The organism is Pseudomonas agarici (genome assembly GCF_900109755.1).
GTDB lineage: Bacteria > Pseudomonadota > Gammaproteobacteria > Pseudomonadales > Pseudomonadaceae > Aquipseudomonas > Aquipseudomonas agarici.
This window is the reverse complement of record NZ_FOAR01000005.1, coordinates 80,487-93,706: the sequence shown is the minus strand read 5'-3', so window position 1 is coordinate 93,706 and position 13,220 is coordinate 80,487. Positions and strand designations below refer to the sequence as shown.

General features: G+C 59.4%; 11 protein-coding genes. 9 read left to right on the top strand and 2 right to left on the bottom strand.

Annotated features, from left to right (window positions below; genetic code table 11):
* Nucleotides 1-16: 16 nt before the first annotated feature.
* Complete coding sequence (locus BMX68_RS06525) at nucleotides 17-1,954, bottom strand: bifunctional 5-dehydro-2-deoxygluconokinase/5-dehydro-2-deoxyphosphogluconate aldolase (protein WP_074861951.1); 1,938 nt, start codon at nucleotides 1,952-1,954, stop codon at nucleotides 17-19.
* 310 nt (nucleotides 1,955-2,264) lie between these two features.
* Between BMX68_RS06525 and BMX68_RS06520 the strand changes: the two genes are divergently transcribed.
* Complete coding sequence (locus BMX68_RS06520) at nucleotides 2,265-3,179, top strand: MurR/RpiR family transcriptional regulator (protein ID WP_017133787.1); 915 nt, start codon at nucleotides 2,265-2,267, stop codon at nucleotides 3,177-3,179.
* 705 nt (nucleotides 3,180-3,884) lie between these two features.
* Here BMX68_RS06520 and BMX68_RS06510 read toward each other — a convergent pair.
* Nucleotides 3,885-4,850 (bottom strand): LysR family transcriptional regulator, encoded by a 966-nt coding sequence (locus BMX68_RS06510; RefSeq protein WP_026013382.1) that lies wholly within the window; start codon nucleotides 4,848-4,850, stop codon nucleotides 3,885-3,887.
* A 295-nt stretch (nucleotides 4,851-5,145) separates the two neighbouring features.
* Between BMX68_RS06510 and argH the strand changes: the two genes are divergently transcribed.
* From argH to BMX68_RS06470, 8 genes are all read left to right on the top strand, one after another.
* Complete coding sequence (gene argH / locus BMX68_RS06505) at nucleotides 5,146-6,573, top strand: argininosuccinate lyase (protein WP_060782442.1); 1,428 nt, start codon at nucleotides 5,146-5,148, stop codon at nucleotides 6,571-6,573.
* A gap of 128 nt (nucleotides 6,574-6,701) precedes the next feature.
* Complete coding sequence (locus tag BMX68_RS06500) at nucleotides 6,702-7,580, top strand: amino acid ABC transporter permease (protein WP_017133783.1); 879 nt, start codon at nucleotides 6,702-6,704, stop codon at nucleotides 7,578-7,580.
* A gap of 20 nt (nucleotides 7,581-7,600) precedes the next feature.
* A complete protein-coding gene (locus BMX68_RS06495) occupies nucleotides 7,601-8,365 on the top strand; it encodes an amino acid ABC transporter ATP-binding protein (protein WP_017133782.1) in 765 nt (254 codons plus the stop codon).
* A 41-nt stretch (nucleotides 8,366-8,406) separates the two neighbouring features.
* On the top strand, nucleotides 8,407-9,225 hold the full coding sequence (locus BMX68_RS06490; protein WP_017133781.1) for an ABC transporter substrate-binding protein: 819 nt from the start codon (nucleotides 8,407-8,409) through the stop codon (nucleotides 9,223-9,225).
* A 29-nt stretch (nucleotides 9,226-9,254) separates the two neighbouring features.
* Nucleotides 9,255-10,097, top strand: coding sequence for a polysaccharide deacetylase family protein (locus BMX68_RS06485; RefSeq protein WP_017133780.1), 843 nt, complete (start codon nucleotides 9,255-9,257; stop codon nucleotides 10,095-10,097).
* Complete coding sequence (locus tag BMX68_RS06480; RefSeq protein ID WP_017133779.1) at nucleotides 10,090-11,010, top strand: polysaccharide deacetylase family protein; 921 nt, start codon at nucleotides 10,090-10,092, stop codon at nucleotides 11,008-11,010. Before BMX68_RS06485 ends, BMX68_RS06480 begins: the two co-directional genes overlap by 8 nt.
* A gap of 76 nt (nucleotides 11,011-11,086) precedes the next feature.
* Entirely contained in the window at nucleotides 11,087-12,259 is a 1,173-nt protein-coding gene (locus tag BMX68_RS06475) for an MFS transporter (RefSeq protein WP_026013380.1), read from the top strand.
* Nucleotides 12,260-12,416: 157 nt separating this feature from the next.
* Complete coding sequence (locus BMX68_RS06470; protein ID WP_017133777.1) at nucleotides 12,417-13,136, top strand: HPP family protein; 720 nt, start codon at nucleotides 12,417-12,419, stop codon at nucleotides 13,134-13,136.
* The last annotated feature ends 84 nt before the right edge of the window (nucleotides 13,137-13,220 follow it).

The window sequence follows — 13,220 nt, the reverse complement described above, 5'->3', positions numbered from 1 at the left end:
CTGGTTGTTCAAAACCTCAGGCCCTGGTTTCGCACCAGGCATCGATCAACTGCATGAAAATCGCCTGTACCGCGCGAATCAGCCCTTCATCGTCGAGTTCCCCCGCCAGCCAGGCCCGGCTGGGTTCATAGTGAATCGTGCGCCCCACCGCAAAACCGCGACAGATACTGCTGCGCCCGGCCTGGCGAAAGCCTTCGGCCAGCGCGTCGACCGGCGCATTGAGACCCAGTAGGACCACGCCACGGCAGTACGGGTCGCGCTCCTGGATCAGTGCGTCGAGGCGCTGCCAGTCCTGCGCGCTCTGTGCCTCGATCTTCCACCAGGCCGGGAAGATACTCAGGTTGTACAGGCGTTTGATTGCGCGATAGAGCGCATCGGGATGGGGCGAAGGATGATCCTTGGGCACAATGATCTCCAGCAGCAACTCATGCCCACTGACCTGGGACGCCTGGTACAACCCGAGGACCTGTGCTTCCTGCTCCAGTCGCAGCAGCGGCTCGTCATCGGGGTGGTAGTGCACCAGGCACTTGATGATCTGCTCTTGGGGCCAATTGATCAGGTTGCTGCCCACCGAGCGTCCGTGCTCGAACGCCAGTGGCCGCGAACCCTGGACTTCCACCGGACGTGCAACCCACCAGCCACGACCAGTCGCCGCATTCAGGGCGTCCTGGCCAAAACGCTGGTCGGCGAGCAGACCGATATCCGCCGCTATGCCCTGGCGGTGCAGATCGACCTCGACCCGCTCCACAGCCTTGATGAACAGTTGTTTGAGGTGGCAGATGCAGGCTGGGTCGCGCCCACCCTGGCGCGCCAGTTCCACCAATTGCCCGCGATGATCGAAAGCAAAGATAAACAACTGCTTCCAGGCTTTGCGCGGCACGCTGACCTGATGCAGGCGTTGCAACACTGCGTCCTGATCAGGACGGCTAATCGGCACCGGACTACTGAACAGATAGTCCAGCTCGGCGCGGGTCGGCATCGCCGGGGCGCAGGCATGCCGGGAAACCACCAGGCCGCCGCAGGCGTTGGCCAGGCGACAGCACTGTTCGTCATCGGCACCACCCAACCAACCACTGAGAAACCCGGCCATGAAAGCATCGCCAGCCCCCAGCACATTCAGCACTTGAACCTGAACACCCGGATAGATCGCACCCTCTTCCAGGCGTGCCGGAATCGCCCCGTGAATCACCGTACAACCCTGCGGGCCAAGCTTGACCACTAAGGTTGCGGCGGTCAGTTCGCGCACCCGGCGCAGGGCTGGCAACAATTGGTCCGAACCACCGGCGATGAGGAACTCCTCTTCGGTACCGACGATCAGGTCGAAGCGCGCCAGGATTGCCTGCACATGGGTGCTGACCTGCTGGTCGGCGACAAAGCGGGTTTCCCCATCGGCCTTCCCGGCCAGGCCCCAGAGCACCGGGCGATAGTCGATGTCGAGCACGCGCTTGACCTGATGTTTCTCGGCAAAGTCCAGGGCCTGGATGCTGGCTTTGTAGACCCCTTCGGTGGAGAAGTGCGTGCCGGTGATCAGCAGGGATTGGCTGGAAGCGATAAAGTTTTCTGAAATGTCTTCGGCGCACAACGCCATATCGGCGCAATTTTCCCGGTAGAACACCAAGGGGAAAGTTTCGCGGTCTTTGAGACCGAGCAGGACCATGGCGGTCAAGCGTTGCGGGTCGATGGTGACGCCGCTGACATCGCAGCCTTCACGGACCAGAGACTCCAGCAGGAAGCGCCCCATATGATCGTCGCCGACCCGACTCACCATAGCTGACTTGAGTCCCAGTCGGGCGGTGCCGAAGGCAATGTTGGCCGAGGAGCCACCCAGGTACTTGGCGAAGCTGCCGACGTCCTCCAAACGTGCGCCGACCTGCTGTGCATAAAGGTCGACGCCCAGACGTCCAAGGCAGATCAGATCAAATTGACGCCCATTGGCAAAACGAGTTTGACCCATGCTGGCTCCTGTTATTTTTATCAGTCGACGCCGCTCGCCCGAGCGACGAGGCAGGTGCTTGCTGAATGCAGACTAAAACGTCTGGTGGAGCCAATCAATATTTTTTCTATATATTTTTACGTGGAATATTTTTTCCAATAAACTTTCACAAAATCGCGGCGAGCGAGGTGCATCGATTCAGCTCCGCCGGCGGCTCCCATGGCGACGCTATTTTTGGCGCCTACCCTGTAGACTGCGCAGGCCAACCTATTGTCAGGGGCCGACCGGACAAGTGCCCGCGCCCTAAAAGAACAAACCAGAAGGATTCACTATGTCCCGTACCGATCAGCCGGCTTCGACCTCGCCTGTCGACGACCTTCCCAGCGCCCCGATCAATGCCGAGCGTCTGTTGCAGCTTATCACCGAGGAATACGAAGACCTGCCCCGTCAGCTCAAGCGCATCGCCAGCTATATGAGCCAGCAGAGCGATCGAATCATGGTCGATCGGATCAGCGATATCGCCCGCGAATGCGAAGTGCATCCGTCAGCGATCGTGCGCTTCTCCCAGCGTTTCGGCTTCAGCGGTTTCAGCGAAATGCAGGCCTTGTTCCGCGAGGCCTATACCCACAAGACCACACCGGTACAGAACTACCAGCAGCGCATTCGTAGCATGATCGCCAACAAATCGCAGAAAGCCAGTAGCGCAGACCTGGCACGCGATTGTATCAACGCGACGCTCTGCGGGATCGAACGACTGGGCCTGGAACTCGACGATGCCGCCTTCGAAAAGGCCGTGGACCTGGTGGTCAACGCCGATAATATCTATGTGGTCGGCGTGCGCCGTTCGTTCGCCGTGGCCGACTACCTGGTCTATAACCTACAGCACACCAACAAGCGTATTCACTTGGTGTCCGGCTTGGGCGGCAGCTATCGCGAGCAGATGCGTAGCGTGCGGGCCAACGACCTGGTGATCGCCATCAGCTTCACACCCTACGGCAAGGAAACCCAGCACTGCCTGCGCATTGCCCAGCACCATCAGGCTAACACCCTGATCATTACCGACAGCAACCTGTCACCCCTGGCCAAGCGGGCCAATACGGTGTTGCTGGTCAACGAGGGCAGCTCTTTCGCTTTCCGTTCCCTGAGCGCCACGCTGTGCCTGTGTCAGGCGCTGTTCATTGCCGTGGCCTACCGATTGGAACTGAAGATGGATGAAATTCATGAACAGGCCGGGTTTGACGATTGAGGGTTCGCCAGTGCTAAAAAGCCTATGGTAACAAGATATTACCCGAGGTTTTTAGGTCGGAATATCAACAGCAGTAACGCTAATCAAGGACTGTTCCCACAATTGATGTTTTGGATACCGACTCGCCATGCTGACGCGACGGCACATTCCCTATCTCGAATACGCAGTTTCGCATTTTTCGATTTGGCTTAACCCTACACTCCTGCAAAAAACTAGAAAGATCCTACGGATAAACCCGTAAATATAACGGGTACTAAAAGCCCCACCCAGCCAACCTCGCACGGTTTGCTGACTTACAATAAATCCGTGGACTTGTTCGAACTTCAAAGGTGAGTTTGCGCTGCTGGACGCACGCCACTTGCAGTTCTGTCGCGACACCCACGTCCTCTCTGATCTGATGCCGCCACAGTTGGCAAGGAACCGTCCATGTGCCAAAAAAACCGTCCACGAAAACCGGCCTGTGCTACGTCGCACGTGCAACTATCGTCCGGGCTCTTGCCTGCGAGAGCCGTTACACCGCCGCTGTTGAACGGCCTGATGAAATTGCGCGATGTATTGGTAGCATTCAAGGGGCCACTGGCCGATGACCCAGGCTACCGCGGTGTCATTGAAGGGCTGCTGTTCAACAATGAAGTCCACGAGCGCATCCTCGGCAAACAGGTTCGCGAGAGCGCCGGTCACTTGCTGTTCAGCCCATGGTGCAGCCTAGACCGGCGCCTTGAGATCCACTCCCAGGGACCGGGCGAAAGCCTTGATCAAGGGGCCACGCACCGTATTGTGGCGCAGGATCAGGTTGAATGAGGTGTTGAAGCGGATGGTCTCCGGTCGCAACGCCCGCAACTGTCCTTGAGCAACCAGCGCAGCGGCATAGTGCTGCGGCAGAAAGCCGACAAAACGTCCGGTCTGGATCAGCATCGCCACCGCTTCGACCTGGGAAGCGGAAGCCGAATAACTGTCGTGGCCAACAAAGTCGAGCTTGTCCCGGTGAATCGCATAACGATGATTGACGAACGCATGGTTACGCAGCACATCCCGGTCGATCAGAGAATCGTCGAGATCGAACAACGAATGCCCGACACCACAGTAAGCCTCAGACAGTTCCTCATAGAGGGAAAAATAGTCAAATTCTTCTCTTTTCTGATACACCGGCACAATGCCGGCAACAAATCGCCCTTCAACTACCCCGCGTTCCACCTCATCCAATTGCGCTGCATGCAGGCGAAACCTTACTTTCGGTGATTCATCGTTGATGATCCGCAAGGCAGCAACTAACGGTGAATTAGGGTCGGAAATAGTGTTATCTACGACGCCGATACTAAGGTCGCCGACCAATTCATTCTGCGCCGAACTAAGCCGGTCCCTGAATTTGTCCACCGATGCAAATAACTCAATGGATGCCTGATACACCAGGCTACCCTCTTCGGTAAGGCAGAAACCTTCCCGACCACGCGTGCAGAGGCGCATGCCGATCCGGATTTCCAAGTCGGAAATCTGCTTGCTGATAGCCGCTAGCCCCACATTCAGCTCATTCTGGGCCGCACTGAAGCCTCCCGCCTCGACCACGGCCTTGAATACCTTGAGCAATTTGAAATCCAACCCACTGAGGGCCAACGGCGCTCTCTGGCCGGGTTTTACCGATGGGTTTCCAGAAGTGGAAAGTTGAGTTTCCATAATGCTTATTGACCTCAAACCGCCTAATCACCAGAATTTTTCCCACAACAAGAACGCAGCCGGTCAATAATAATGAACACAGAAAACAGGGCTTGGCAACCACAATCAACTTCTGCCAATCAGCGACAATTCGTTGATTCTACGCATTTAAAAACCGACACTTCGGTCAGTTCTCATCACTTACAACCGCCTTTCTGAAAACGGCATGACCCGTCCTGCTTCGGCCGGCTTCGCCTCGCCTGAACGCTTACCGCGGTCCCGCCTTGAACATTCAATCTGCTTGAGGAAAACAACAATGAACCAAGCCACCGATCGCCTTTGGGGCGCTCGTTTCAAAAGCGGCCCGTCCGCTGCTCTGGCTGCCTTGTCGCGTTGCCCGGACCGCTACTTCCGCTTGACACCCTACGATCTCGCGGGCGGAAAGGCCCACGCTCATGAATTGCAGCGCGCCGGCCTGCTCGACGAGCAGGAAACCCGGAGGATGGTCGAAGCGCTCGATGTTATCGGCGAGGATTTCCGCGCCGGACGCATCGCGCCGACCCTCGACGATGAGGACGTGCATACCTTTATCGAACGATTGCTGACCGAACGCCTCGGTGCCCTGGGCGGCAAGCTGCGTGCCGGTCGCTCGCGCAACGACCAGACCGCCAACGATCTGCGGCTGTTTCTGCGCGATCATGTGCGAACTCTCGCGGTGGAAGTCCTGGTGCTGCAACAGGCTTTGGTCGAACAGGCCGAGCAGCATGTAGAAAGCATCTGCCCCGGTTTCACCCACCTGCAGCAGGCCCAGCCGATCGTTTTCGCCCACCATTTGCTGGCCCATGCGCAATCCATGCTACGCGACGTCCAGCGCCTGATGGACTGGGATGCCCGCACCGCACTGTCGCCCCTGGGTGCAGCCGCGATGGCTGGTTCGGCCATCGCTCGCCAGCCGCAGCAGTCGGCGCGGGAAATGGGTTACAACGGCGTCTGCGAAAACTCCATCGATGCCGTCGCCAGCCGTGACCACGTCGCCGAATTCCTGTTTGTCGCCAGCATGCTAGGGATCAATATCTCGCGCCTGGCCGAGGAGTTCTGCCTGTGGTCGTCGCGTCAGTTCCGCTGGGTCATGCTGGACGATGCCTATGCCACCGGCAGTTCGATCATGCCGCAGAAAAAGAACCCGGATATCGCCGAGCTGGCTCGGGGCAAGGCGGGGCGCCTGATTGGTAACCTGACCGGCTTGCTGTCGACCCTAAAGTCCCTGCCGCTGTCCTATAACCGCGACCTGAGCGAGGACAAGAACGGCGTACTCGACAGCGTCGATACCCTGCTATTGGTGTTGCCTGCCATGGCCGGGATGGTCGCGACCATGACCGTCAATGTCGGGGAGCTGCGACGCCAGGCGCCCCTGGGTTTCACCCTCGCCACCGAGGTTGCCGACTGGCTGGCGGTGCGGGGCGTGCCGTTCAAAGAAGCCCATGAAATCACCGGGGCGTTGGTCAAAGCCTGCGAAGCCCAGGGTATCGAACTCGAAGATGCCAGCCCTGCCCTGCTGACCGAGATCGACAGCCGCCTGACCCCACAAGTACTCGACAGTCTGACGCTCGAAGCCGCCATCAATGCGCGCAGCGGTTGGGGCGGCACCGCACCGCAACAGGTTCGCGAGCAGATTGCCCGGTTGAAAACTGCCCTGGCGGAACAAGCCCACTGGGTGCGCGAATACCGCGGCTTTCGTTTGTAACCAGAACTCGAAAACACCGACGATCCTGTAGCAGACGGGCTTGCGGGAAAGCCCGTCTGCTACAGGGACGGTTTTGTATGACAGCGATAACGGCGGCGCCCAAGCGGTACCACCTGAGGAGAAAGACCATGAGCCTGACCCAGGCAGAACGCCTGCTCGCCGAGCGCAAGCAGGCCGAGAACCAGTTCGATATTACCCAATACGAGCACGTGCCCCGGCGTTACTACGGGCGGATATTCTTTGCCACGGTGATCGTCATCGCCTTGGTGGGGCTGCTCCGCGCCTTTGCCAATGGCCAGATCGAATGGAGCTATATCGGCCAGTTCTTCACCGCCAAATCAATCCTCACCGGCCTGCTGAACACCCTGATCATGGCTGTCCTGGCGATGATCCTGGGCATTGTCTTCGGCGTAATCACCGCGATCATGCGCATGTCGAGCAACCCGATCCTGCGCTACGTGGCAATTACCTACACGTGGTTGTTTCGCGGCACGCCGCTGATCCTCCAGTTGCTGCTGTGGTTCAACCTGGCGCTGATCTTCCCCACCGTTGGGATTCCCGGCCTGTTTCAGCTCGACACTGTGAGCCTGATGACCCCATTCGTCGCGGCACTCCTGGGCCTGAGCATCAACCAGGGCGCCTACACAGCCGAAGTGGTGCGTGCCGGCCTGCTGTCCGTGGACACCGGCCAGTATGAAGCGGCCAAGTCCATTGGCATGCCACGCCTGCAGGCCCTGCGTCGGATCATCCTGCCCCAGGCCATGCGCATCATCATTCCGCCGGTGGGCAACGAATTCATCAGCATGGTCAAGGCGACCAGCCTGGCGAGCGTGATTCAGTATTCGGAACTGCTCTACAACGCGCAAAACATCTACTACGCCAACGCCCGCGTGATGGAACTGCTGATGGTTGCCGGTATCTGGTACTTACTGGCCATTACCGTACTGTCCTTTGGTCAAAGCCGTCTGGAACGCCGATTCGCTCGCGGCGCCGGCAAGCGTTCGTAAGCGCCCAGGAGAATTCGAACATGAGAAGCATCGTCAAGGCCGTCGGCCTGAACAAATACTACGACTCGTTCCACGCCCTCAAGGACGTCGGCATCGAGGTCGAACAGGGCGAAGTGCTGTGCATCATCGGCCCGTCCGGTTCCGGTAAAAGCACTCTGCTGCGTTGCGTCAACCAACTGGAAAAAATCGACAAGGGCGGCCTTTGGGTTGACGGCGAGTTGGTCGGCTATCGCATTGCCGGCAACAAGTTGCACGAACTCAACGAAGCGCAGATCGCCCGTCAGCGCCTGGCCACCGGCATGGTGTTCCAGCGCTTTAACCTGTTCCCGCACATGACCGTGCTGGAAAACATCATCGAAGGTCCTGTCCAAGTCCTGCGCCGCTCGCCCAAGGAGTCCGTCGAGGAAGCCCTGGAGCTGTTGGCACGGGTCGGCCTGGCCGACAAACGCAACAGCTATCCCATTGAGCTGTCCGGCGGCCAGCAGCAACGGGTAGCCATCGCCCGTGCCCTGGCGATGCGGCCCAAGCTGATGTTGTTCGATGAACCCACTTCGGCACTCGACCCGGAACTGGTCGGTGAGGTGCTGTCGGTGATGCGCGATCTGGCGCGCACCGGCATGACCATGATCGTCGTCACCCATGAGCTGGGCTTCGCGCGTGAAGTCTCAAACCGCATGGTGTTCATGGACGGCGGGCAGATCGTGGAGGAAGGAAGCCCCGAAGAAATCCTGATAAACCCGCAGAACCACCGTACCCAAAGCTTCATTTCTGCCGTTCGAACCTAGGCTCACCTGAACCTCACAACACTCATAATAAGAGAACGACCATGAAGAACTCCATAATCCCAGCAGTACTCGCCGGCCTGATGGCTTCCAGCTTCACCTGGGCCGCCGAATTGCCCGCCAGCATCAAGGCCAAGGGCGAAATCGTCGCGGCCATCATGCCTAACTATCCACCGATGGACTTCAAAGACCCGGCCACCAACGAACTCACCGGTGTCGACTATGACCTGGGCAACGCCCTGGCCAAGCGCCTGGGTGTGAAGATGAAATGGCAGGAAACCTCCTTTGAGCAGATGGTCAACGCCCTGACCACCAAGCGCGTCGACATCGTGCTCTCGGGCATGACCGACACCGCTGAACGCCAGAAGGCCATTGACTTTGTCGATTACTTCACCAGTGGTTCGCAGTTCTACACCCTGGAGAAGAACAAGGACATCAACCAGATGACCGATATCTGCGGCAAGACGGCCGGCACCAGTCGCCGTACCACCTTTCCGGCGGAAATCGCCGCTTGGAGCAGCGCACACTGCCCGGCTGACAAGCAGATCAAGGTCATCGGCACCGAAGGCTCCGCCGACGCCCGTGCGCAACTGCGCCAGAGCCGCATCAACGCCGCCGTGCAAGGCAGCGAGACCTTGCCGTACCTGGCCACCCAGGAAAAGAACACCTTCAAGATCATCGGTACGCCGATGACCGTGCAGTTCACCGGCATTGGCGTGAGCAAGGATAATCAGCAACTGCGTGACGCCATCCAGGCTGCCCTGCAAGACATGATCGCCGACGGCAGCTACCAGGCCATCCTGAAGAAATGGGAACTGGCGGTGGGCGCGATCGACACCGTCTCCATCAACAAAGGCCAGTAACCGTCGGTGTAGAGAAGGAATAACCACCCATGTCCCCGACACCGACCTGGCCAAGCGGGCATCAAGCCTGCCTGGCCCTGGCCTTCGACCTCGACGGGCCCACCGGCGATGCCATGCTCGACGATTCGATCTGGCATAAGCCCGAGTACTTCGGCTTTGGTGGCTACGGCCCGTATCGGGCATTGCCACGCCTACTGGACCTGCTGGAGGAGTTTGGCCTGCCGAGCACTTTCTTCGTCCCAGCTTGGGTCGTGGAAAACTGGCCGCGCCAATGCCAGGCAATCATCGAGCGCGGACATGAGGTGGCCTACCACGGCTACAAACACGAATCCTTTTACGCCCTTTCGCTGGACCAGCAGAAGGACGTCATGAAGAAATGCCGCGAGGTGTTCTGGCAGCACCTGAATATCCGCGCCGAGGGCTTTCGCACACCTTCCAGTGACTGGCATGCCGAGACGCCGGCAATGTTGGTGGAAGCTGGCGTGATTTATTCCAGCAGTATGCGCGGGGATGACCGACCTTACTTGGTGAATGTGCCTGGCCACCGCCAGCCGCTGGTGGAAATTCCTGGGCGCTGGGAGATGGATGACTACGCCTCGATTGCCTATACCCGTGGGCCGGACTTCCCCTCCGGGCTGGATCGCACCGCCAGCTACGAGCTGACCCTGGACAACTGGTGCCGCGAGTTCGACGGCGCGGCGAACGAAGGTCTGTGCCTGACCACCCTGTTCCATCCCAAAATCATCGGCAAACCGGGGCGCCTGCTGTTGCTCGAACGGCTGTTCGAGCATATGCGCCAGCGCGATGACGTCTGGTTCAGCACCTGCCGCGAGGTCGCCCGTTGGTGGCTCAAGGAGCATCATCATGGCTGAGTTCCAACGCACGATAGTGCAAAAGCCTGCCTTCGAGAGCCCATGGCCCGCGTCGTATCGCAGCGCGGTGGTGATCACCGTGGACTACAACGACATCCACGGCATCCTCACCCAAGCCCCGCAAGTGGCTGGGCGCGACAAAACACTGTCGGTCTGGCGCTATGGCAGCCAGCGTGGGGTCAATCGCCTGCTCGGACTGTTCGACGAGTTGCAGGTGCGCAGTAGCTGGTGCATTCCTGGCATCGTTGCCGAGGAAAACCCGGCACATATCCAGGCGATCCTCGCGGGCGGCCATGAGATCGCCTGCGCCGGTTATCGGCACCAGAACTACGACCTGCTCACTCTTACGGAGCAGAAGGCAGCACTGGTCCGCGGTTGCGAGGCCTTGGCGGCATTGACCGGGCAACGGCCACGAGGCTTTCGGATTCCAGCCGGCAACTGGCTGCCGGGTTTTACCGAGGCCCTACAGGAGCAGGGCATCCACTGGTCGTCGTCATGGCGCGGCGATGATCTGCCGTTCGCCCACCCGAGCGCCCCGTCACTGATCGAGCTGCCGTTGCACTACGAGTTGGAAGACGAGCCCTACTTCGCCTTCAACCTCAGCCCTGCCGTGCCGCCGGCGCAATCGCGGATCGCCTCCTACCGGCACACTCTGGGCAATATGCAGATGGACTTTGCCGGTTTCCACCGCTTCGGCCTGTGCTACGTACTGCGCCTGCACCCGGAAATCATCGCCACGCCGGGCCGCATCGGTGTGCTGCGCGAATTGATCCAGGGGATCCAGCAGCACGAGGATGTGTGGATCGCCCGCGCCGAAGAAGTCGCCCAATGGTGGGCCCGCAGCGCCGCGCCGATGACCAATGATCACCCGAGCGCGGTCTACGAGCGACACTATCGGAATTACCAGCCATGAACGAACACCCACAAGGCCTGGAAGAGCCGGAGTGCGTCCGTTTGCGATCAATACCTATAAGGACATAAGCATCACCGTGGCCACCTATTCCCTTGTTATTCGCCGGTTGATGATCTGCTCCGTGACCATCGTCGTCAGCCGTGCCATCACCAGTCCACTGTTGACCCTATTCCTCAGCAGAAAGCTGGGCCTGAACCAGCAGGATGTCGGCCTGCTGCTGGGCATCGCGGTCTTTATCGCGACCCTGATGTCGCTCTACGGCGGCTATGTGATCGACCGCTTGGAAAAGCGTCGGCTGCTGATCCTGGCCATGCTTTCCAGCGCCGTCGGCTTCACCCTGTTGACCTTTGCCCAGAATCTGTACCTGACCACCCTGACCCTGATCATCACCGAGACCGCCTCGGCGCTGTTCCTGATCGGTTCCAAGGCGATCATCAGCGAAAACCTGCCCATGGGGCAGCGCGCTAAAGTGTTCTCGTTGCGCTACACCCTGACCAATATCGGCTACGCCACCGGTCCCATGCTCGGCGTGGTCATCGCTGGCGTCCAACCACTGGCACCGTTCCTGATCGCCGCCGGGATCGCCTTTTTCAGCATGTTCCTGATGTTTGGCATCGCTCCCCACGCCCAGGCCTTGATCGGCAAGCCAGCGAGCTTTCTCGGTACACTGTCGACTTTGCGCGGCGACCGGACCTTGATCATGTTCACCTGCGGCAGCTTGCTCAACACCATCGTCCATGGCCGCTACACCCTGTACCTGTCACAGTTCCTGTTGGTCACCCACAGCAACCAGGATGCCATGACCACCATGTCGGCGATCCTCGCTTGCAACGCCATCAGCGTGATCCTGTTGCAGTACCAGATCGGCCGTTTTCTCAAGCGCGAACAACTGCGCTACTGGATCGGCGTCGGCACCACCTTCTTCATCATCGGCCTGATCGGCTTCAGCTACGCCACCAACCTGGTATCCTGGTGCATCGCGATGTTCATCTTCACCCTCGGCGAAATGATCATCTACCCGGCGGAATATCTGTTCATCGATACCATCGCCCCGGAAAACCTGCGCGGTAGTTACCTCGGCGCGCAGAACCTGGCGGCCCTGGGCGGCGCTCTGAGCCCGGTGATCTGCGGCTACCTGTTGATCAACACACCGGCCACCACCATGTTCTATGTCCTCAGCGGCCTGACAGCGCTGGGCGGCTGCCTGTGTTTCCTCGCCGGGCGCGGCATTCCTTTACTGCAAAAATAATGCACTTAATCCGCATTATTATGCATTAGTCAAGAGTTCGATCGACCAGCACACTGTGCCCGTTCCTCCCCCAAATGTTGGAACTTTGAAAGGGCTTTGCGCCAGGCGCACAAGCCCTTCTTTTTTCCCGCCGAACTTGAAGTGGATCGTTCTCACCATGTTTGCCCGCTGGTCACGCCGCCTGCTGCCCTCTCCCCTCAATACCCGTCCCAGCGAATGGAGCCGCGCCGCCATCGGCGTCTCCCTCGGCACCCTATTCAGCGTCTGGGTCTGTGCTCAGCTATTCGGCTTGCCGGTGGCACTGCACCTGATCGGTCCGCTGGGGGCCTCGGCGGTGTTGCTGTTCGCCGTGTCCTCGGGTGCCCTCTCGCAACCCTGGTCGATCCTCGGCAGTTACGGGTGTGCCACGTTGGTGGCGCTGCTGGTGGTGCACTTTCTCGACCGTAATCTGGTCAGTGCCAGCCTGGCCGCTGGCCTGGCGTTGCTGGTGATGTGCCTGCTGCGTTGCCTGCATCCGCCGGGTGGAGCCCTGGCCCTGCTGATGGTAATCGTCGACCCGGACACCGAGGGGTTGGGCTGGCAGGTCCTGGGGCCGGTGATGTGCTCGGCGGTGTGCCTGTTGCTGGTAGCTATTGGCTACAACAACTTGACCCGAGTACGTTACCCCAAGGTGCATATCGAGCCACCAAGTACCTTTATCGCCAGCCATGCGCCAGGTGAACCGCAGAGCATCACCCGCCTGGACCTGGAACAGGCCCTGACGCAGATGGAGGAATTCATCGATGTGACCCCCGAGAACCTGGAGCAGTTGATCATCCTCTGTGAAACCCATGCCAAACGCCGCAGCATCGGTGAGGTGTTTTCCGCTCGGCGCTGAATTTTTCCTGAGCTTGGGTGGGTCCAAGACAGCTTCCACGTCGAGCGACAAGGCAGTGTTTAGCCGAGGGCCATCCTGAAGTTG